Source organism: Curtobacterium sp. L3-7 (assembly GCF_048756585.1).
In the GTDB taxonomy this organism is placed as follows: Bacteria; Actinomycetota; Actinomycetes; order Actinomycetales; family Microbacteriaceae; genus Curtobacterium.
Genome location: NZ_CP151474.1, coordinates 2,639,788 through 2,660,579 on the forward strand (window position 1 = coordinate 2,639,788; position 20,792 = coordinate 2,660,579).

Consider the following 20,792-nt stretch of genomic DNA (forward strand, 5'->3'; position numbering starts at 1 on the left):
AACGGATTGGAGGCTCAGGTGACGTCCGTCAGGAACGTCACCCCGAGCCTCCAGTCCGGTTCAGGGCCGTGGTGCGGTCAGCGCGTCGCCAGGACCTGGTCGTACACGGCGCGCGTGCGCGTCGCGATCGCGTCCCAGGTGAACTCGGTCTCGACGCGGAGCCGACCCGCGCGGCCCATCAGCTTCGCCAGCCCGATGTCGGACAGGACCTCGTTGAGGGCGGCCGCGAGGTCGGCGACGTACTTGTCGGGGTCGGTCGGCGTGCCGGTGCCGTCGCTGGCCTGGTCGATCGGCACGATGCGGCCGGTCAGCCCGTCGGCGACGACCTCGGGGATGCCACCGGTGCCGGTGCCGACGACGGGGATCCCGCACGCCATGGCCTCGAGGTTCACGATGCCGAGCGGTTCGTAGATCGACGGGCACACGAAGACGGTGCCGGAGGACAGGACCTTGACGATCTCCTCGTGCGCGAGCATCCGGTCGATCCAGACGACACCGTCGCGGTGTGCCCGGAGGTCCTCGACGAGTCCGGTGACCTCGGCCATGATCTCCGGGGTGTCCGGGGCGCCGGCACAGAGGACGATCTGGACCTCCGGCGGCAGCGACGCCACGGCGCGCAGCAGGTACGGCAGGCCCTTCTGGCGGGTGATGCGCCCCACGAAGACGACGCTCGGTCGCTCGGGGTCGATGCCGAGGGCACGCACCGCGTCGTGGTCGACGTCCGGCTTCCACTCGTCGACGTCGATGCCGTTGTAGACGACGTGGACCTTCGCCGGGTCGATCGTCGGGTACGAGCGCAGGATGTCCGCACGCATCGCCTTCGACACCGCGACCACCGCATCCGCCTGCTCGAACGACTCGCGCTCCATCCAGCTGGACAGCCGGTAGCCGCCGCCGAGCTGTTCGGCCTTCCACGGCCGGAGCGGTTCGAGGCTGTGCGCCGTGACGACGTGCGGGATGCCGTGGGTGAGCTGCGCCAGGCGTCCGGCGGCGTTCGCGTACCAGGTGTGCGAGTGCACGAGGTCGGCACCCTCGACGTCCGCCGCCATCTGGACGTCGGTACCGAGGGCCTGGAGCGCGCCGTTCGCGTTCTCGAGCCCCGCTGGTGTCCGGTAGGCCCAGACGCCCTCTTCGTCGCGGAACGCGCCGAAGGCACGCACGCGCACGTCGGTGTCCGTTCCCGACCGCAACGCTGCGGTGAGCTCGGCCACGTGGACGCCAGCACCGCCGTAGACCTCCGGCGGATACTCCCTGGTCAGCAGATCGACTCGCACTGGTTCAACGTAACCGGTTCCCAGTGCTGACGCCTACTGTGAACGGCATGGCACCAAAGAAGGTCTTCGGCATCGTCCTCGCGGGAGGTGAGGGCAAGCGGCTCATGCCGCTGACGGCCGACCGGGCGAAGCCCGCTGTTCCGTTCGGCGGGAACTTCCGTCTCATCGACTTCGCACTCTCGAACCTGGTGAACTCCGGGTTGCAGAAGATCGTCGTCCTGACGCAGTACAAGTCCCACAGTCTCGACCGCCACGTCGCGAAGACCTGGCGCATGGAGGGCCTGCTCGGGTCCTACGTCGCGTCGGTCCCGGCGCAGCAGCGTCTCGGCAAGCGGTGGTTCGCCGGATCGGCCGACGCGATCCTGCAGTCGCTCAACCTGCTCCGTGACGAGCGCCCCGACATCGTCGTCGTCGTCGGCGCGGACCACGTGTACCGGATGGACTTCCACCAGATGGTCGAGGCACACATCGCCTCCGGCCGCAGCGCCACGGTCGCGGCGATCCGCCAGCCGATCGGTCTCGCCGACCAGTTCGGCGTCATCCAGGTGGCCGAGGACGACCCGACGAAGATCGACGCGTTCCTCGAGAAGCCGAAGGACGCCGTCGGCCTCGCGGACTCGCCCGACGAGATCCTCGCCTCGATGGGCAACTACGTGTTCGACGCCGACGCGCTCGTCGACGCCGTGCTGCGCGACGGCCAGCTCGAGTCGTCGGCGCACGACATGGGCGGCGACATCGTGCCGGACTTCGTCGCACGCGGCGACGCAGGCGTCTACGACCTGAAGGGCAACGAGGTCCCCGGCTCGAACGACCGCGACAAGTACTACTGGCGCGACGTGGGGACGATCGACTCGTTCTTCGACGCGCACATGGACCTCATCGCGCCCGTGCCGGTGTTCAACCTGTACAACCAGGACTGGCCGATCTTCAACCAGCAGACCAACCTGCCGCCGGCGAAGTTCGTGCGGGACGCGAACGGCAACACCGGCGCGACCGTGGACTCGATCGTGTCGCTCGGGTGCCTGCTCTCCGGAGCCCAGGTCGAGCGCAGCGTCATCGGGCCGTGGTGCGGGATCGACTCCGGGTCGAAGGTGCTCGACTCGATCGTCTTCGAGCGGGCGTCGATCGGCGCCGGGTCGATCGTGAACCGCTCGATCCTGGACAAGGACGTCGTCCTCGCACCGGGTGCGCAGGTCGGCGTCGATCGGGAGGCCGACCTGGCCAGGGGCTTCACCGTCACCGATTCCGGGATCACCGTGGTCGGCAAGGGCGTCCGCGTCGAGGCGTGACGGCACTCGACTCCGGACTCCCCCCATGCGTCGGCAAGGGCGTCCGCGTCGAGGCGTAGCCCCGTCCGACGTCACAGGAGGCGCGGCACCGCTACCGTTGTGGCGTGCCGCGCTTCCTCGTCGTCCTCGATGCCGATTCCACCCTGCTCGAGGACGAGGTCATCGAGCTGCTGGCCGACGCCGCCGGGACCCGGCCACAGGTCGCAGCGATCACGGAGCGCGCCATGCGGGGGGACATCGACTTCGGAGACAGCCTCCGGGAGCGTGTCGCGACCCTTGCTGGCCTCCCGTCCGCCGTCTTCACCGACGCCCAGCGCGCGGTCCAGGTGACCCGCGGCGCGGACGAGCTCGTCCGCGGCGTGCACGCCGCAGGCGGCACCGTCGGCGTCGTCTCTGGCGGCTTCCACGAGGTCCTCGACCCGTTCGCCGCCGCGCTCTGCCTCGACCACTGCCAGGCGAACCGGCTCGAGGTCGTCGACGGCCGGCTCACCGGGCGGGTGCTCGGCGACGTCGTGGACGCGCACGCGAAGGCCGCCGCGCTCCGGACATGGGCCGGGGCGGACGGTGTGCCCCTCGCACGGACCGTGGCGATCGGCGACGGTGCGAACGACCTCGAGATGATGCGGGTCGCGGCGCTGTCCGTGGCGTTCGACGCCAAGCCGCGTGTCCGGGAGTCGGCGGACGTCGCGGTCGTCGACCGGGACCTCTCCCCCGTGCTCGCCGCCCTCGGCCTGCGCGGCTGAGCGCTGCCCGCGCCGGGCCCGAGTCCGCGCTAGTGCCCCATCCCGAGGCCACCGTCGACCGGGATGACCGCACCGGAGATGTACCCGGCGCCGTCACCGGCGAGGAAGAGCGTCGCGTCCGCGACGTCGTCGACGCTGCCGTAGCGCGCCGCCGGGATCTGCTTCTTGAACTCGGCCTGCAGTTCCTCCGGCAGCGCTGCCGTCATGTCCGTCTGGATGAACCCGGGCGCGACGACGTTCGCGGTGATGCCACGCGACCCGAGCTCGCGCGTGATCGATCGGGCCATGCCGACGAGGGCCGCCTTGGACGACGCGTAGTTGACCTGGCCGACCTGCCCGTAGGCCCCGACGACGCTGCCCATCAGCACGATCCGCCCGAACTTGGCACGCATCATGCCCTTCGTGGCCCGCTTCACGACCCGGAACGTCCCGGTCAGGTTCGTGTCGATGACGCTGGTGAAGTCCTCTTCTGACATGCGCAGCAGGAGCTGGTCGTTCGTGATCCCGGCGTTCGCGACGAGCACCTCGACCGGTCCGAGCTCTGCCTCGACCTGCGTGAAGGCGGCGTCGACCGACGCGGTGTCGGTGATGTCGGCCTGCACCGTGAACGCACCCTCTGGTCCGCCGAGGCCGCTCCTGGACGTGACGGCGACCCGGTGTCCTTCCGCCACGAACCGCTCCGCGAGGGCGAATCCGATGCTGCGGTTGCCGCCGGTGATGAGGACGGTACGGGGGGTGGTCATGGAGGCTCCGTTCGGTGGCGATCTCGTGCGCTGCGGACCGGGTCTCCCGGCCGACACGCCCGCACGAGCCTACCCGGGCCCACATCGCGCGCGTGATGTGGCCATGTGCGCGTGATGTGTCCATGTGTCGGTGCACGGGCTTAGGCTTGTCAGAGGGAAGACGGAGACCGAACGCATGAAGACGACGCGACGCATCACGCGACGCACGACGCAGGCCATCACGGCACTGCCGGAGACACCGCAGCGCGACCGGAAACACCGTCTGTCGCGGTACATCTGGCAGATGGCCGTGCGCGTGATCCTCTTCGTCGGGGCGGTCCTCGTCTACACCGTCTGGCACAGCCCGTGGCTCGCGCTGATCCCGATCGTCCTCGCGGCGGTCATCCCCTGGGTCGCCGTGGTCATCGCGAACGCCGGCAGCCACACCGAGTCCGACTACGTCGCTCCGGCTGGCGCCCTCGTCCGTGCCGCTGACATCGACCCGCGCCTCCGCGAACAGCAGGAAGACGCGCGGGCACAGGCCTACCGAGACGAGCAGGACCGCCTGCGCGAAGGCGCCCAGCACGCGCAAGAAGAATGGCAGCGCAACGGAGACCGCTCCCGCGTGTGGGGCCACCGCTGATGGGCGCCACGTTCGACCTCTTCACCGAGCCGGGTTCGACCCCGGTGTGTTCCCGCGCCGGCTGCTCGACCGCCGCCAGCTGGCGGGTGAACTGGCGGAACCCGCGCATCCACGCCATCGACCGCGTGAAGATCTGGGCGGCCTGCGACGAGCACCGTGACTTCCTCGCCGGGTACCTCCGCTCCCGGACGTTCCCGGTCCGGGTCACCGGCATCGACGAAGACGTCGACCAGCTCGACGACGCCAAGCACGACGCGCACGACCAGCCGAAGAACGACGTCGGCGAACGGGCGCGCTCGGCGAACGAGCGATGACCGACGACTTCGACCCGGGTTCCCGGTACGGCCGCCGCCACGCCGAGAAGCTCCGTCGCGCTGCCGAGCGGGAACGCCGAGCGGCCGTCGACGCCGGCGTGGTGGAACGCGACCCCGACGAGCCCTTCGTCGGCTGGCGGTTCGTCGGGAGCCGTCGCTGGCTCGGGTACTTCGCCATCGCCGTCGCGTTCGCCATCGTCTGTGCCCTGTTCGGCATGTGGCAGTGGGACCGCAGGAACGAGGCCGTGCGCGAGAACCAGCAGATCGCGGCGAACTACGACCACACCCCGGTGCCGGTCGACCAGGCACTCCCCCGGGCCTCGAGCTGGGACGACGACCAGACCTGGCTCCGGGTCGAGCTCACCGGGCGCTACGACACCGACGACCAGCTCCTCGTCCGGAACCGCGTGCACAACGGACAACCCGGCTTCGAGGTCCTCACGCCGCTCGTCACCGCGGACGGCCGCGCCTTCGTCGTCGATCGCGGGTGGGTCCCGACGGGCAACCGGCAGGACGCACCCGACAGCATCCCGGCCGCACCGACCGGGCAGGTCACCGTCGTGGCCCGTCTGCAGCAGAGCGAGCCGCGCATCCCCGGGCGGACCGATCCGGCCCACACCGACCAGGTCCAGTCCGTGACGCTCGCCGACGTCGCAAAGAAGGTCGACGCCCCGATCTGGACGGGTGCCTACGGCCAGCTCGCATCGGAGACCCCGGCGCCGACCGAGGCCCGCCCGCTCGGGTGGGACCGGCCGAGCGCGGACACCGGCCTCCACCTCAGCTACTTCATCCAGTGGTTCATGTTCGCCGCCGGCGGGTTCGGCTTCCTGGCCTACCTGATGGTGCAGGAGTACCGGAACCTCAACCAGGACGACCCGGAAGAGCGCGAGCGCGCCCTCGAGCGGCAGCGGCGCAAGGACGCGAAGCCCAAGTCGGACGCCGACATCGAGGACGAGCTCCTCTCACGCTGACCGCAGCGCGCTGACCGGCCCGAGTGGTCACGACACCCCGCCGGTCGTTCGCCGAGTGGTCACGACACCCCGCCGGTCGTTCGCCGAGTGGTCACGGTCCGTCGGTCGGCGCTGCTCACGACGACGATCCATGCCCACTCGGCGAAGGTGAGCGGGCCGTCGTGACCAGTCACGGGAACGAGCCTGGTCGGGTCAGCCTCCCGCAGTTGCCTGCGCGACACTACGCGAGCTCGATGAGCTCCGCGTAGTCCTTGTTCCAGTGGTCCTCGGTGCCGTCGGGAAGCAGCAGCACCCGCTCGGGGTTGAGCGCCTCGACCGCACCGGCGTCGTGCGACACGAGCACCACGGCGCCCTCGTAGCCAGCCAGCGCGCCGAGGATCTCCTCGCGCGACGCCGGGTCCAGGTTGTTCGTCGGCTCGTCGAGGAGCAGCACGTTCGCACCGGAGACCACGATCATCGCGAGCGACAGACGGGTCTTCTCGCCACCGGAGAGCACGCCGGCCTTCTTGTAGCCGTCGTCCCCCGTGAAGAGGAACGACCCGAGGACCCGACGGGCCTCGGTCTCGTTCAGCTCCGTCGACGCCGACACCATGTTCTCGATGACGGTGCGGTTCACGTCGATGTTCTCGTGCTCCTGCGCGTAGTAGCCGATACGCAGACCGTGACCGGGCTGGATCTCGCCCGTGTCGGGCGCGTCGGCGCCGGCGAGGATACGGAGCAGGGTCGTCTTGCCTGCACCGTTGAAACCGAGGATGACGACGCGCGAGCCGCGGTCGATCGCCAGGTCGACACCGGCGAAGATCTCCAACGAGCCGTACGACTTCGACAGCCCCTCGGCCATCAGCGGCGTCCGACCACATGCGACCGGCGTCGGGAACCGGAGCTTCGCGACCCGGTCGACGGCGCGCTCGTCCTCGAGGCCGGCGAGCAGCTTGTCGGCCCGCGCGACCATCTGGTGCGCCGCGGCCGCCTTCGACGCCTTGGCACCGAATCGAGCAGCCTGGTCCTTGAGGGTGGCCGCCTTCTTCTCGGCGTTCGCGCGTTCCTTGCGGCGACGTTCCTCGTCGGCGACGCGCTGCCGCTGGTACAGCTTCCAGCCCATGTTGTAGATGTCGATGGTCTGGCGGTTCGCATCGAGGTAGAACACCCGGTTGACAACCTCGTCGACGAGTTCGACGTCGTGGGAGATCACGATGACGCCGCCGGGGTAGCTCTTGAGGTGCTCACGGAGCCAGACGACGCTGTCGGCGTCGAGGTGGTTCGTCGGCTCGTCGAGGATCATGGTCTCGGCATCCGAGAACAGGATCCGGGCGAGCTCGATGCGACGACGCTGACCACCCGACAGCGTCTTGAGCTGCTGGTCGAGGATGCGGTCCGGGAGCTTGAGGTTCGACGCGATCGACGCCGCCTCGGCCTCGGCCGCGTAGCCGCCGAGCGCGTTGAACTGGTCGTCGAGGCGCGAGTAGCGGCGCATCGCCTTCTCGGCCACGGCCGGGTCGTCGCTGGCCATGTCGAGCGTGGCGAGTCGGATGCCCTCGACGAGTTCGCCGAGACCGCGAGCGTCGAGGATGCGCTTCCGCGCGGTGTCCTCCGGGTTGCCCGAGCGCGGGTCCTGCGGCAGGTAGCCGATCTCGCCGGAGCGCTCGATCTTGCCGTCGGTCGGCGGGGTCTCCCCCGCCAGGGCCTTGGTCATCGTGGTCTTCCCGGCGCCGTTCCGGCCGACGAGACCGATCTTGTCGCCCTTCTCCACGCGGAAGGACACGTTCTCCATCAGGAGGCGGGCCCCGACTCGGATCTCGAGGTCGTGCACGGCAAGCACAGTGGAAGTCCAATCAGTTGGTGGTTTTGCACAACGACGTGCGCATGAGGTGCACCGCTACGCTGACGGGACCGATGGTCCTGAACAGGACCAGCAGTCCATTCTAGGAGAATCCATGACGAACGCCACCGGGTTCGCTCCCCGCGCAGTCCTCGCCGACCGTCTGCGGACGCACGGCCTCGCCACCGATGCCGCGCTCATCGCCGGCGGAACGCTCTTCACCGCGGCGATGGCCCAGGTCGAGGTCCCGATGTGGCCCGTCCCGATCACCGGGCAGACCCTCGCGGTCGTGCTCGTCGGTGCGACCCTCGGTGCCCGCCGCGGACTGCTCTCGATGCTCGTCTACGCGATCGCCGGGCTCGCCGGCGCGCCGTTCTTCGCGGACATGCAGGGCGGCCTGCACGCGCTGACCCTGCCGAGCTTCGGGTACGTCATCGGGTTCATCCCCGCCGCCGGCGTCGTCGGGTGGCTCGCACGCCGCAACTGGGACCGCCACGTGGGGCGCGCCGCGGTGGCGTTCACGCTCGCGAGCGCGATCCCGTTCGTGACGGGACTCCCCTACCTCGCCGTCGCGCTCGGTGCGCTCGGCCTGCCGAACGACCTGCAGTCCGTGCTCGCTGCCGGCCTGTACCCGTTCGTCGTGGGCGGCCTCGTGAAGGCCCTCATCGCCGCGGGCATCGTCCCCCTCGTGTGGAAGGCCGTCGGCCGCCGCTGACGCTCCTGCACCCGCGCGAAGGGCCCCAGACCGCTGGTCCGGGGCCCTTCGCGTTCGCGTGCGGGTGCGGGTGTGCCGGGACGCGTCTGCGGCGACCGGTCACGACACCCCGACAGCATCCGGCGACCGGCCACGAACCGTCGGCCGATGGCTACCCAGTCGACGGTTGGCGACCACCCGGCGCACGTGAGCGGTGTGTCGTGACCAGTGAACGGCGCGGGCTCTGCGCGACCCGGCCCATGACGAACGGGAGGCGCGGTGCCAGCTGGCACCGCGCCTCCCGTCTGTGTGTGGTCGCGACTAGATCGAGAAGCCGAGCGCACGCATCATCTCGCGCCCGTCGTCGGTGATCCGCTCCGGACCCCACGGCGGCATCCAGACCCAGTTGATGCGGAACGCGTCGACGATGCCGTCGAGCGCGTTCGCGGTGTCGCCCTCGATGACGTCGGTCAGGGGGCAGCCCGCGCTCGTCAGCGTCATGCTGATGATCAGCGCGGTCGCCTCGTCGTCCCATGCGAGGTCGTAGATGAGCCCGAGGTCGACGATGTTGACGCCGAGCTCCGGGTCCTGGACCTCTTTGAGGCCCTCGACGACCTCGTCGAACTTCTCCGGTGCGAGTGCGGTGATCATGGTCAGTGCGCCTCGGCCGCGGCTGCGGCCTGCACGTAGCGGTCGTAGCCCTCGTTCTCGAGCCGGTCCGCGAGCTCGGGGCCGCCCTGCTCGGCGACCTTGCCCGCGACGAACACGTGCACGAAGTCCGGCTTGATGTAGCGCAGGATGCGCGTGTAGTGCGTGATGAGCAGCACGCCGAGGCCCGTGGCGGCCTTCGCGCGGTTGACGCCCTCGGAGACGATCTTCAGCGCGTCGACGTCGAGCCCGGAGTCGGTCTCGTCGAGGACGGCGAACTTCGGCTTGAGGAGCTCCAGCTGCATGATCTCGTGGCGCTTCTTCTCGCCGCCGGAGAAGCCCTCGTTGACGTTGCGCTCGGCGAAGGCCGAGTCCATCTTGAGGTCGGCCATCGACTGACGGAGGTCCTTCACCCAGGTGCGGAGGGCGGGAGCCTCGCCGTCGATCGCGGTCTTGGCGGTGCGGAGGAAGTTCGAGACGGTGACGCCCGGGATCTCCACCGGGTACTGCATCGCGAGGAACATGCCGGCGCGGGCACGCTCGTCGACGCTCATCGCGAGAACGTCCTCGCCGTCGAGGGTGATCGAGCCACCGACGACGTTGTAGCGCGGGTGGCCGGCGATCGTGTAGGCGAGGGTGGACTTGCCCGAGCCGTTCGGCCCCATGATCGCGTGGATCTCGCCCTCGTTGATGGTGAGGTCGACGCCCTTGAGGATCTCCTTGACACCCTGGTCGGTGTCGATCGAGACCTGCAGGTCGCGGATTTCGAGAGTGGACATTGCGTTCCTTCGGTTGCAGCTGGGTCGCGGCGTCAGCCGCGGGGAAGAGTTGGGGTCGCTAGTCGACGGGGACGGGGTCGTGCACGTCGACGTAGACGTCGCCGTCGCGGACCTCGACCCGGAAGACCGGGACGGGCTCGTACGCGGGGAAGTTCTGCGGCTTGCCGGTGGTCAGGGAGAAGCGGGATCCGTGCGCCCAGCACTCGAGCGAGTCGCCCTCGACGAAGCCCTCGGCGAGGGAGATGTCCCCGTGCGTGCACGTGTCACCGATGGCGTGCACCGTGCCCGCGGAGTCCTTCACGATCGCCACAGCGGTGCCGTCGACGACCACGCGCATCGGGCTGTCCACCGCGATGTCGCCCTCGGAGCAGACCTTCTCGGCCATCAGGCGTCCGAGCCGTCCGCCTCGGCCGACGGCGCGACGAGCACGGTCCGCCCCTCGGCGAGCTCCTGCTCGACGGCGGCGATGAGGCGTTCCTCGAGCTCGGGGGCACCGATCTTCTGGATGACCTCGACGAGGAAGCCGAGCACGACGAGTCGGCGTGCTTCTTCCTCCGGGATGCCGCGGGCCTGCAGGTAGAACAGCTGCTCGTCGTCGAACCGACCGGTCGCACTCGCGTGCCCGGCGCCCTGGATGTTGCCCGTCTCGATCTCGAGGTTCGGGATGCTGTCCGCGCGGGTGCCGTCGGTCAGCACGAGGTTGCGGTTCTGCTCGTACGAGTCGGTGTCGTCGCCGGCGCGGCCGATGAGCACGTCGCCGATCCAGACGGTGTGCGCACCCTGACCCTGCAGCGCCCCCTTGTAGTTGACCCGACCGCGCGTGTTCGGCGCGTCGTGGTTCACGTAGACCTGCTGCTCGATGTACTGACCCGCATCGGCGAAGTACACGCCGTACATCTCGGTGTCGGCGCCCTGGGCGCCGAGGTGCGTCGACGGGTTGACCCGGACGACGTCGCCGCCGAGCGAGACCACGACGTGCTTGAGGAAGGCGTCGCGGCCGACCTCGGCGAACTGCGTCGACACGTGGACGGTGTCGTCGGCCCAGTCCTGCAGCGACACGACCGTCAGGCGGGCGTTGTCACCGACGACGATCTCGACGTTCTCGCTGAGGAGCGCCGAACCGCGGTTGTCGATGACGACGATGCCCTGCGCGTTCGGCTCGGCCGTGACGACGGTGTGCGCAGCGCGGGGCTGCGTGCCGAAGTCCGAGCGGGTGATGGTGATCGACTCGTAGGACTCGGTCGCCTTGATCGTCACGGCGAGGACGGCGTCACGAGCGGTCCAGGCAGCGGCCGCCGCCCGGTCCTCCGGGAGGCCCGCCGTGCCGACGCGGGGGTCGTCACTGCGACCCCACTCCACGTCGGCGCCGTCGGTCTCCGTCGCCAGGAAGGGGTACGCGGAGCCGTCGAGCCCACCCGCGAGGAGCGGTGCGAGCTTGTCGAGCGGCGCGAACTTCCAGTTGACCTCTCGGCCGGTGACCGTCGGGAAGTCGTCGATGTCGCCCGACTGCGGGCGCGCCGAACGGGTCTGGACGGGGACCTTGGAGTCCCATCCGCCGTCGGAGTGCGCCTTCGCGCCGTGCTGGACCGTGGCGGACGCAGGCTCGATCGGCTGGTCGATGCGGGGTGTCTGGGTGGGGCTGGACATCTAGCCGACGGATCCTTCCATGCTCATCTCGATGAGCTTGTTGAGTTCGAGTGCGTACTCCATCGGGAGTTCGCGGGCGATCGGCTCGATGAAGCCGCGGACGATCATCGCCATCGCCTCGTCTTCTGCCATGCCGCGTGACATGAGGTAGAACAGCTGCTCTTCGCTCACGCGCGACACCGTCGCCTCGTGCCCGAGCTGGACGTCGTCCACACGGATGTCGATCGCCGGGTACGTGTCCGACCGGCTGATCGTGTCGACGAGGAGCGCGTCGCAGCGGACCGTGTTCGCCGCGTGGTGCGCGTTCGGGTCGACCCGGACCTCGCCGCGGTAGCCCGCACGGCCGCCGCCACGGGCGATCGACTTCGAGACGATCGAGGACGTCGTGTACGGCGCCATGTGGATCATCTTCGCGCCCGCGTCCTGGTGCTGGCCGGGGCCCGCGAAGGCGACCGAGAGCGTCTCGCCCTTGGCGTGCTCACCGGCGAGGTAGATCGACGGGTACTTCATCGTGACCTTGGAGCCGATGTTGCCGTCGATCCACTCCATCGTGGCGCCCTCGTGCGCGATGGCACGCTTGGTGACGAGGTTGTAGACGTTGTTCGACCAGTTCTGGATCGTCGTGTAGCGCACGCGGGCGTTCTTCTTCACGATGATCTCGACGACGGCCGAGTGCAGGGAGTCCGACTTGTAGATCGGGGCAGTGCAGCCCTCGATGTAGTGGACGTACGAGTCCTCGTCCGCGATGATCAGCGTCCGCTCGAACTGGCCCATGTTCTCGGTGTTGATCCGGAAGTAGGCCTGCAGCGGGATCTCGACGTGGACGCCCTTCGGGACGTAGACGAACGAGCCGCCGGACCACACGGCCGTGTTCAGCGCGGCGAACTTGTTGTCGCCGGCCGGGATCACGGTGCCGAAGTACTCCTCGAAGATCTCGGGGTGCTCGCGGAGGGCCGTGTCGGTGTCCATGAAGATGACACCCTGCTGCTCCAGGTCCTCGCGGATCTGGTGGTAGACCACCTCGGACTCGTACTGCGCGGCGACACCGGCGACGAGGCGCTGGCGCTCTGCCTCGGGGATGCCGAGCTTCTCGTAGGTCGCGCGGATGTCCTCGGGGAGGTCCTCCCACGACTGCGCCTGCTTCTCCGTGGAGCGCACGAAGTACTTGATGTTGTCGAAGTCGATGCCCGTCAGGTCGGCACCCCACGTCGGCATGGGCTTCCGGCCGAAGAGCTGCAGGCCCTTGAGCCGGTTCTTCAGCATCCACTCGGGCTCGTTCTTGAGGTTCGAGATGTCGGTGACGACCTCTTCCGAGATCCCGCGACGCGCAGAGGCACCAGCGGAGTCGGAGTCGGACCAGCCGAATTCGTACTGGCCGAGCCCTTCGAGTTCTGGACGGTCGATGAGCACGTCGGACATGGTCTCCTCGTTTCCTTCTCGTGGCAGCTTCCGGTTCCAACCGGTCGGCGTCGGGCGCCATTCCATCGCGAACCGCCGACAAGGCGATCACGGTGCTGCTACCTCGCAACGTCATGGTTCCACGCAGTCCTGGGCATGATCGGCGATCTCGGCCCATTCGGAGCCGGCGCCTGCCTAGACTTGACTGCTGCTGAACCCTCGAATCCTACAGGTTCACTGCACGGAACAACAGGAAGGCACCACCCTCGTGACACGCGTCGGATCCCCCGTCGGCCAGGAGACCCGGACCAGGTGGTGGTCCCTCCCCCGCGTCGTCGACCAGCGGGTGGTCGTCCTCGCCTGGGCGTCGTTCGTCGTCGAGGTCGTCCTGATCGGCACGGGTGGGCTCGTCCGCCTCACCGCGTCCGGCCTCGGATGCCCGACCTGGCCCCGATGCACCGCCGACTCGCTCGTGTCGACGCCGGAGATGGGCGTGCACGGGATCATCGAGTTCGGCAACCGTCTGCTGACCTTCGTGCTCGTGGTCGTGGCGATCGCGATGTTCCTGCTGGTCGTCCGGATGCGTCGTACCCGCCCCGAGTTGTTCTGGCTCGCGTTCGCCCAGGGCGCAGCGATCCCCGTGCAGGCGGTCATCGGTGGTCTGAGCGTCCTCACGAACCTGAACCCCTACGTCGTCGGGCTGCACTTCGTCGTGTCGACGCTCCTGACCGCGGTGACGGCCACGCTCGTCTACCGGTCGATGAACGGGCCTCGCACCGCGTCGCGGCTGGTGCCCGGTTGGTACGTCGGTGTCGTCCGGGGCACGATCGCCGCCACCGCCGTCACGGTCCTCATCGGCATCCTGACCACGGGCAGCGGCCCACACGCCGGCGCGGACGAAGCGGTCGACGGCGGCCGCCTGCACCGCACGGGGCTCGACCCGGCGATCCTCCAGCACGTCCACGCGGTCCCGGCGTACGTCCTCTTCGCGCTGACCCTGGTGCTCGTCGTCGGTGCCGTGCGACTGCACCTCTCCAGCCGCTGGGCGCTCGTCCTGCTCGTCGTGGAGTTCGTGCAGATCGCCGTCGGCCTGACCCAGGCACGCACCGGGCTGCCGGTCGGGCTGGTCGGCACGCACATGGTCCTCGCCGGGCTGCTCGTCGGCGCCGTCACCGTCGTGACGCTGTCCACGCGGGCATCGGGCGGCCGCAAGGCGGTCCGGGAGCCGCTGCCCCGCTGACCCCCACCGCACCCGCCACCCGCGAAAGCGACAGTGTCCGCCCGGATCCCGGGCGGACACTGTCGCTTTCGCATCTGGACGCACGCACCCAGGGGACGCTGCGTCACGCGCCGGTCACGCGCCGGTCACGGTCGGACCCGCCCACAACGGGCGTGATGGAAAGCGGAAACGCGCGTCGGTGGTCGGAAAACCCGACCACCGACGCGCGTTTCGACTTCCCACGCGGGAAATCGCCGCAGTGCCTAGAAAGTGAAGACCTGCGGGAGCAGGGGGTCGATGCCCACCGCGATGAAGAGCAGCGTCAAGTAGGTGATCGAGCTGTGGAAGACCCGCATCGGCTGGACCTGTTCCACGTGCTGGATCGCCCGGTTGTAGAGCTTGTGGGACTCGACGACGAACCAGACACCGCCCGCGAGCGCAACGACCGAGTAGAGCGGCCCCATGTGTGCGACCGGGATGAGCAGCAGCGAGCAGACGAGCGTCGCCCACGCGTACAGCACGACCTGCAGACCGACGACCGTGCGGCCCCGGACGACGGCGAGCATCGGCACGTCGGCGGCGTCGTAGTCGTCGCGGTACTTCATCGACAGCGGCCAGTAGTGCGGCGGGGTCCAGAGGAAGATCACCATGAAGAGGATCACGGGCGCCCAGGTCAGCGACCCCGTGACGGCCGCCCAGCCGATGAGCACTGGCATGCAACCGGCTGATCCGCCCCAGACGATGTTCTGCGGCGTGCGGCGCTTGAGCCACAGCGTGTAGACGAAGACGTAGATCAGGATCGCGGCGACGCTGAGCGCTGCGGCGAGCCAGTTGACCAGGAACCCGAGGACCGCGGTCGACCCGATCGCGAGCACCCACGAGAACACCAGGGCTTCACGATCCGAGAGCTCGCCGGTGACGAGCGGCCGCGTGCTGGTCCGCTTCATGAGGCGGTCGATGTCGCGGTCGATGTAGCAGTTGAACGCCGACGCCGACCCGGCCGACATCGCGCCACCCAGCAGCGTCCAGAAGACCAGCCACAGGTTCGGCACCCCGCGCTCGGCGAGGAACATCGTCGGCGCCGTCGTGACGAGCAGCAGCTCCATCACACGCGGCTTCGTCAGCGAGACGTACGCTCGGACCTTGCGGGACAGCGTCGAGCGACGCTCGATGTCGGGCCTGGTCACGGTGGCAGTCGGCAAGGGGACCTCAGTCTGTTCGCTTCAGCTCGCACGCTCGGTGGACGACGCCATCGGCGTCCGGGCATGCGCTGACCCGGAATGTTCACGGGTCATCGACAGTTTACGTGATGGAAGCGCCGCGACGATGCCCCGCTCCCCATCCGGTGGAGAAGTCGACGAGATGGGTCCCGAGACCGCCGCAGAACCGCGGAACAGCGGGCGACACGCCCGGAGCGGCAACGCGCGAGGACCGCGTCCATGAACATCGGGGGTCACCTGAACCCCTTCTGAGTGGCGGGTCACTATGCTGGAGACGCCCTCCCGCAGTGTGCCCCGACGAAGCCGGCCGCGAAAATGCGCCGGTCGGCCGCCGGTGACGGCGACACGACGGAGCCCCGGGATGGGAACCATGTCCGTGCGATGGCACGAGCCCTCGCACATGTCGCTACAGAAGGGTCAACATCCAAGTGGCTGAATTCACCTGGGACGCCATCGACCGGAAGGCCGTCGACACGGCCCGCGTTCTCGCCGCCGATGCGGTCGAGGCCGCCGGCAACGGTCACCCCGGCACCGCGATGAGCCTCGCGCCGCTCGCACACCTCCTCTTCCAGAAGGTGATGCACCGCGACCCGAGCGACTCCACGTGGATCGGCCGTGACCGGTTCATCCTCTCCGCTGGACACGCATCGATCCTCCAGTACGTGCAGTTCTACCTGCACGGCTACGGCCTCGAGCTCGAGGACCTCCAGCACCTCCGCAAGTGGGGCTCCAAGACCCCGGGTCACCCGGAGTACGGCCACACCGACGGTGTCGAGATCACCACCGGCCCGCTCGGCCAGGGCCTCGCGTCCGCCGTGGGCTTCGGCTACGCGCAGCGCTACGAGCGCGGCCTCTTCGACGCAGAAGCCGGCGAGGACCAGTCGCCCTTCGACCACTTCACCTACGTGATCGCCGGTGACGGCGACATGCAGGAAGGCGTCACCAACGAGGCAGCGAGCCTCGCGGGCCGTCAGCAGCTCGGTCGCCTGGTCGTCTTCTACGACTCGAACCAGATCTCGATCGAGGACGACACCGACATCTCCTTCTCGGAGAGCGTCCCGGACCGCTACGAGGCCCTCGGCTGGCACGTCCAGACCGTCGACTGGAAGAAGACCGGCGAGTACACCGAGGACGTCGAGTCCCTGTACGCCGCGATCGAGGCCGCGAAGGCCGAGACGACCAAGCCGTCGCTCATCGTCCTCAAGACGATCATCGGCTGGCCGTCGCCGACCAAGCAGAACTCCGGCAAGATCCACGGCTCCGCGCTCGGCGCCGAGGAGATCAAGGGCCTCAAGGAGGTCCTCGGCTTCGACCCCGAGCAGACCTTCCACGTCGACCCCGAGGTCCTCGAGTACACCCGCGGCGCGGTCGCCAAGGGTCAGGCACAGCACGCCGAGTGGCAGAAGACCTTCGACGCGTGGGCCGAGTCCCACCCGGAGCAGAAGGAACTGTTCGACCGCGTCATGTCGAAGACCCTCCCCGAGGGCCTCGAGGCAGCGCTGCCGGACTTCCCGACCGACAAGGCCGTCTCCACCCGCGCCGCGTCCGGCAAGGTCATCAACGCCATCGCGCCGCTGATGCCCGAGTTCTGGGGCGGTTCCGCGGACCTCGCGGAGTCGAACCTCACCACGATCGAGGGCGCCAAGTCCTTCGGCCCGCTCGACGCGGCCACCAAGGCCTGGAGCACCGACCCGTACGGCCGCGTGCTGCACTTCGGCATCCGCGAGCACGCGATGGGCTCGATCCTGTCCGGCATCGTCCTGCACGGGAACACCCGCCCCTTCGGCGGCACGTTCCTCATCTTCAGCGACTACATGCGCCCGGCCGTCCGTCTCGCCGCGCTCATGCAGGCGCCGGCGATCTACGTCTGGACGCACGACTCGGTCGCCCTCGGTGAGGACGGCCCGACGCACCAGCCGATCGAGCAGCTCTCCGCACTCCGCGCGATCCCGGGTCTCGACGTCGTCCGTCCGGCCGACGCCAACGAGGTCGCGTACGCGTGGCTCGAAATGCTCAAGCACCAGGACCGCCCGGCCGGCATCGCGCTGAGCCGTCAGAACCTCCCCGTCTTCGAGCGTGGCGACGGTGACGCGTCCGGCGAGGTCTTCGCATCCGCGAAGAACGTCGGAAAGGGCGCGTACGTCCTGGCCGAGGCGCCGAACGGCACCCCGGACGTCATCCTCATCGCGACCGGCTCTGAGGTGCAGATCGCGGTCGAGGCACGTGAGCAGCTCAAGGCCGAGGGCATCAACGCCCGCGTCGTGAGCGCCCCGTCGCTCGAGTGGTTCCGCGCCCAGAGCGAGAACTACCAGGACCAGGTCCTGCCGAAGGACGTCACCGCGCGTGTCTCGGTCGAGGCCGGGATCGCGATGAGCTGGCGCGACATCGTCGGCGACAAGGGCCGCAGCGTCTCGATCGAGCACTTCGGTGCGTCGGCCGACTACCAGACGCTCTTCAAGGAGTTCGGCTTCACGACAGAGCACGTCGTGGCCGCCGCGAAGGAATCCATCGCGGCTTCCTGACCCTGATGGGCCGGGTCCGGTTCGCCGGATCCGGCCCTTCTTCCGGGAGGCCCGGCTCGGCTCCGCCAGTCGCCTCCCGGCCCCACACCACGACACCAGGGCCCGCATCACCTCCGCGACGCGGGCCGGTCGACGAAAGAAGAAGAGAAACACATGGCTGACACCACCCCCACCGCCGAGCTCTCCGCCGTCGGCGTGAGCATCTGGCTCGACGACCTCTCCCGCGAGCTCCTCGAGACCGGCCGTCTCGACGGCCTCATCGAGGACCGCAACGTCGTCGGCGTGACCACCAACCCGACGATCTTCGCGTCGGCACTCGCCAAGGGCGAGCGCTACGACTCGCAGGTCAAGGAGCTCGCCGCCGCTGGCACCGAGGTCACCGACGCGATCTTCGCGATCACCACGCAGGACGTCGCGAACGCGTCGGACCGCTTCAAGGCGATCTACGACGACACCAAGGGCTTCGACGGCCGCGTCTCGATCGAGGTCGAGCCGGGCCTCGCCCACGACACCGCGAAGACCATCGAGCAGGCCAAGTTCCTGTACGAGAAGGTCGGCCGCGAGAACGTCCTCATCAAGATCCCCGCGACGCTCGAGGGCCTCGAGGCGATCACCGAGGTCATCGGCGCCGGCATCTCCGTCAACGTCACCCTGATCTTCTCGCTCGAGCGCTACCGCGCCGTCATCGACGCCTACCTCGGTGGCCTCGAGAAGGCGAAGGCCGCTGGCCACGACCTCTCGAAGATCCACTCGGTCGCCTCGTTCTTCGTGTCGCGCGTCGACACCGAGATCGACAAGCGCCTCGACGCGATCGGCTCGGACGAGGCGAAGGCCCTCAAGTCCAAGGCCGGCGTCGCCAACGCGCAGCTCGCCTACCAGGTCTGGGAGCAGGCGTTCGACTCCGAGCGCGCCAAGGGCCTCCTCGAGGCCGGTGCCAACACCCAGCGTCCGCTCTGGGCCTCGACCGGTGTCAAGGACCCGTCGCTCTCCGACACGCTCTACGTGACCGAGCTCGCCGCCCCGCACACCGTCAACACCATGCCGGGCAAGACCCTCGAGGCCACGTTCGACCACGGCCAGGTGCACGGTGACGCGATCTCCGGCTCCTACGACGCCGCCAACGGCGTCATGGACCAGCTCGCCGCGGTCGGCATCGACTACGACGACGTCGTCGCGCTCCTCGAGAAGGAGGGCGTCGACAAGTTCATCGTCTCCTGGGGTGAGCTCGTCGAGACCGTCAAGACCGCTCTCGAGAACGCCAACAAGTAAGTGACGGTCTCCATCGCAGCCACCGGCGACGCCGCGCGGGCCATCGACAAGATGGTCCCGCAGCTCGTCGCCGACCTGGTCGCGTCGGGGATCACCGCGGAGGACCCCGAGCTCTGGGGTCCGGCAGCCGAGGCCGAGGCGTCCGAGCGCCTCGGATGGGTGGAGGCCGTCTCGGTCTCCACCCCCCTCGTGGCGCAGATCGAGGCCCTGCGCGACTCCCTCCGTGCCGAGGGAGTCGACCACGTCGTGCTCGCCGGCATGGGGGGATCGTCGCTCGCTCCTGAGGTCATCACGCGGACGTACGGCGTCCCGCTGACGATCCTCGACTCGACGAACCCGGCGCAGGTCCGGGCCGCCGTGGAGCACGACCTCGAGCGCACCGTCCTCGTCGTCTCGTCGAAGTCCGGTTCCACGATCGAGACCGACGCTCAGCGCCGGGTGTACGAGCAGGCGTTCCGCGATGCCGGGATCGACCCCGCGCAGCGCATCGTCGTCGTCACCGACCCGGGTTCGCCGCTCGAGGCGTCCGCTCGCGACGCCGGCTACCGGGTGTTCACCGCCGACCCGAACGTCGGCGGCCGGTTCTCCGCACTCACCGCGTTCGGCCTCGTGCCGTCGGGTCTGGCCGGAGCGGACATCCAGGAGCTCCTCGACGAGGCCGACGCCATCTCGGCGCTCCTCGCCGTCGACACCGACGAGAACCCCGGGCTCGTGCTCGGCGCGGTCCTCATGAGCGTCGATCCGACGGTGTCGAAGATCGGCATCGTCCCGGACGGCACCCACATCGTCGGGTTCGGCGACTGGATCGAACAGCTCCTCGCCGAGTCCACCGGCAAGGACGGGCTCGGGCTCCTGCCCGTCGTCCTCACCCCGGACTCCCCCGAGGTCACGAACGTCCCGGCGGACATGCAGATCATCCGCATCGTCGGGTCGCGCGGGGCCGAACGCCACGTGGCTCCGAACGAGGCCGAGATCGACGGCACGCTCGGCGGCCAGATCCTGGTCTGGGAGTACGCGGTCGCGGTGGCCGGTCGCCTCATGGGGATCAACCCCTTCGACCAGCCCGACGTCGAGGCCGCCAAGGCCGCCGCGCGAGCCCTGCTCGACGGCGGAGCCGGCGACGGCTCCCGACGACCGGAACCCGCCTTCGAGGAAGCGGGCACGGCGGTGACGGCAACCGGCTTCGAACCGGGCACCACCGTCGCCCAGGCCGTGACGGGCCTCCTGTCCGGTCTCGGCGACCGCGGCTACGTCGCCGTCCAGGCGTACGTCGACCGCACGACGAGCCAGTCCCTCGAACCGATCCGCGACCTGCTCGCGGCGCGCACCGGCCGTCCCGTCACCTTCGGGTACGGCCCCCGGTTCCTCCACTCGACCGGGCAGTGCCACAAGGGCGGACCCGCGAACGGCGTGTTCCTGCAGATCGTCTCCGACGACCAGGCAGACCTCGACGTCCCCGGCCGCCCCTTCACCTTCGGCCAGCTCATCCGGGCGCAGGCAGCGGGGGACGCCAGCGTCCTCGCGCAGCACGGGCGCCCGGTCCTGACCCTGTCCACGCGGGACGTTCCCGCGCTCGCACAGGCGCTCACGGCCGCAGTACGTTCCTGACACCAAAAGGAGT

Annotated in this window: 19 protein-coding genes; 10 read left to right on the plus strand and 9 right to left on the minus strand. The window is 69.2% G+C overall.

Annotation, left to right across the window (positions count from 1 at the left end; translation table 11 throughout):
• Window positions 1-77: 77 nt before the first annotated feature.
• Window positions 78-1,274: a glycogen synthase gene (gene glgA, locus AAEP80_RS12865; protein ID WP_420364703.1), complete on the minus strand. Its 1,197-nt coding sequence runs from the start codon at window positions 1,272-1,274 to the stop codon at window positions 78-80.
• 47 nt (window positions 1,275-1,321) lie between these two features.
• Here glgA and AAEP80_RS12870 point away from each other — a divergent pair, with 47 nt between their 5' ends.
• Window positions 1,322-2,563 (plus strand): glucose-1-phosphate adenylyltransferase, encoded by a 1,242-nt coding sequence (locus AAEP80_RS12870; RefSeq protein WP_413601861.1) that lies wholly within the window; start codon window positions 1,322-1,324, stop codon window positions 2,561-2,563.
• A 104-nt stretch (window positions 2,564-2,667) separates the two neighbouring features.
• Window positions 2,668-3,306, plus strand: a complete 639-nt coding sequence (serB, locus tag AAEP80_RS12875) for a phosphoserine phosphatase SerB (protein WP_420364704.1) — start codon at window positions 2,668-2,670, stop codon at window positions 3,304-3,306.
• A 29-nt stretch (window positions 3,307-3,335) separates the two neighbouring features.
• Here the strand turns inward: serB and fabG are convergent, their stop codons facing one another.
• Window positions 3,336-4,049 (minus strand): 3-oxoacyl-ACP reductase FabG, encoded by a 714-nt coding sequence (gene fabG, locus AAEP80_RS12880; protein ID WP_420364705.1) that lies wholly within the window; start codon window positions 4,047-4,049, stop codon window positions 3,336-3,338.
• Window positions 4,050-4,224: 175 nt separating this feature from the next.
• Here fabG and AAEP80_RS12885 point away from each other — a divergent pair, with 175 nt between their 5' ends.
• The 3 genes from AAEP80_RS12885 to AAEP80_RS12895 are packed head-to-tail and all read left to right on the plus strand — an operon-like array spanning window position 4,225 to window position 5,956.
• On the plus strand, window positions 4,225-4,671 hold the full coding sequence (locus AAEP80_RS12885) for a DUF3099 domain-containing protein (RefSeq protein WP_281264635.1): 447 nt from the start codon (window positions 4,225-4,227) through the stop codon (window positions 4,669-4,671).
• Entirely contained in the window at window positions 4,671-4,985 is a 315-nt protein-coding gene (locus AAEP80_RS12890) for a hypothetical protein (RefSeq protein WP_402728793.1), read from the plus strand. Before AAEP80_RS12885 ends, AAEP80_RS12890 begins: the two co-directional genes overlap by 1 nt.
• Window positions 4,982-5,956, plus strand: coding sequence for an SURF1 family protein (locus AAEP80_RS12895; RefSeq protein ID WP_420364706.1), 975 nt, complete (start codon window positions 4,982-4,984; stop codon window positions 5,954-5,956). The genes AAEP80_RS12890 and AAEP80_RS12895 overlap by 4 nt, the downstream gene beginning before the upstream one ends.
• A 220-nt stretch (window positions 5,957-6,176) precedes the next feature.
• On the opposite strand, the gene AAEP80_RS12900 is transcribed toward AAEP80_RS12895, so the two are convergent.
• Complete coding sequence (locus AAEP80_RS12900; protein WP_420364707.1) at window positions 6,177-7,775, minus strand: ABC-F family ATP-binding cassette domain-containing protein; 1,599 nt, start codon at window positions 7,773-7,775, stop codon at window positions 6,177-6,179.
• Between the two features lie 115 nt (window positions 7,776-7,890).
• Between AAEP80_RS12900 and AAEP80_RS12905 the strand changes: the two genes are divergently transcribed.
• Window positions 7,891-8,490 carry a biotin transporter BioY gene (locus AAEP80_RS12905; protein ID WP_420364708.1) on the plus strand — a complete coding sequence of 200 codons (600 nt, stop codon included), beginning with the start codon at window positions 7,891-7,893 and terminating at the stop codon, window positions 8,488-8,490.
• A 300-nt stretch (window positions 8,491-8,790) separates the two neighbouring features.
• On the opposite strand, the gene AAEP80_RS12910 is transcribed toward AAEP80_RS12905, so the two are convergent.
• From AAEP80_RS12910 to sufB, 5 genes are read right to left on the minus strand one after another with little or no spacing between them, the layout of a single operon-like run.
• Window positions 8,791-9,120: a metal-sulfur cluster assembly factor gene (locus AAEP80_RS12910; protein ID WP_071300728.1), complete on the minus strand. Its 330-nt coding sequence runs from the start codon at window positions 9,118-9,120 to the stop codon at window positions 8,791-8,793.
• Between the two features lie 2 nt (window positions 9,121-9,122).
• Window positions 9,123-9,896 (minus strand): Fe-S cluster assembly ATPase SufC, encoded by a 774-nt coding sequence (sufC, locus tag AAEP80_RS12915; protein ID WP_281264639.1) that lies wholly within the window; start codon window positions 9,894-9,896, stop codon window positions 9,123-9,125.
• A gap of 58 nt (window positions 9,897-9,954) precedes the next feature.
• Window positions 9,955-10,281 (minus strand): non-heme iron oxygenase ferredoxin subunit, encoded by a 327-nt coding sequence (locus AAEP80_RS12920; RefSeq protein ID WP_420364709.1) that lies wholly within the window; start codon window positions 10,279-10,281, stop codon window positions 9,955-9,957.
• Window positions 10,281-11,543, minus strand: a complete 1,263-nt coding sequence (sufD, locus tag AAEP80_RS12925) for a Fe-S cluster assembly protein SufD (protein ID WP_420364710.1) — start codon at window positions 11,541-11,543, stop codon at window positions 10,281-10,283. The genes AAEP80_RS12920 and sufD overlap by 1 nt, the downstream gene beginning before the upstream one ends.
• Window positions 11,544-12,962: a Fe-S cluster assembly protein SufB gene (gene sufB, locus AAEP80_RS12930; protein WP_402728798.1), complete on the minus strand. Its 1,419-nt coding sequence runs from the start codon at window positions 12,960-12,962 to the stop codon at window positions 11,544-11,546. It lies immediately after the preceding gene.
• Window positions 12,963-13,209: 247 nt separating this feature from the next.
• On the opposite strand from sufB, the gene AAEP80_RS12935 reads away from it, so the two are divergent.
• A complete protein-coding gene (locus AAEP80_RS12935) occupies window positions 13,210-14,181 on the plus strand; it encodes a COX15/CtaA family protein (RefSeq protein ID WP_420364711.1) in 972 nt (323 codons plus the stop codon).
• Window positions 14,182-14,423: 242 nt separating this feature from the next.
• On the opposite strand, the gene AAEP80_RS12940 is transcribed toward AAEP80_RS12935, so the two are convergent.
• Window positions 14,424-15,347, minus strand: coding sequence for a heme o synthase (locus AAEP80_RS12940; protein ID WP_420364712.1), 924 nt, complete (start codon window positions 15,345-15,347; stop codon window positions 14,424-14,426).
• A gap of 461 nt (window positions 15,348-15,808) precedes the next feature.
• Here AAEP80_RS12940 and tkt point away from each other — a divergent pair, with 461 nt between their 5' ends.
• From tkt to AAEP80_RS12955, 3 genes are all read left to right on the plus strand, one after another.
• On the plus strand, window positions 15,809-17,902 hold the full coding sequence (gene tkt / locus AAEP80_RS12945; RefSeq protein WP_420364713.1) for a transketolase: 2,094 nt from the start codon (window positions 15,809-15,811) through the stop codon (window positions 17,900-17,902).
• 153 nt (window positions 17,903-18,055) lie between these two features.
• Window positions 18,056-19,171, plus strand: coding sequence for a transaldolase (gene tal, locus AAEP80_RS12950; protein WP_402728802.1), 1,116 nt, complete (start codon window positions 18,056-18,058; stop codon window positions 19,169-19,171).
• The gene (locus AAEP80_RS12955) at window positions 19,172-20,779 is read left to right on the plus strand and encodes a glucose-6-phosphate isomerase (protein ID WP_420364714.1); all 1,608 of its coding nucleotides are present in this window, start codon (window positions 19,172-19,174) and stop codon (window positions 20,777-20,779) included.
• The last annotated feature ends 13 nt before the right edge of the window (window positions 20,780-20,792 follow it).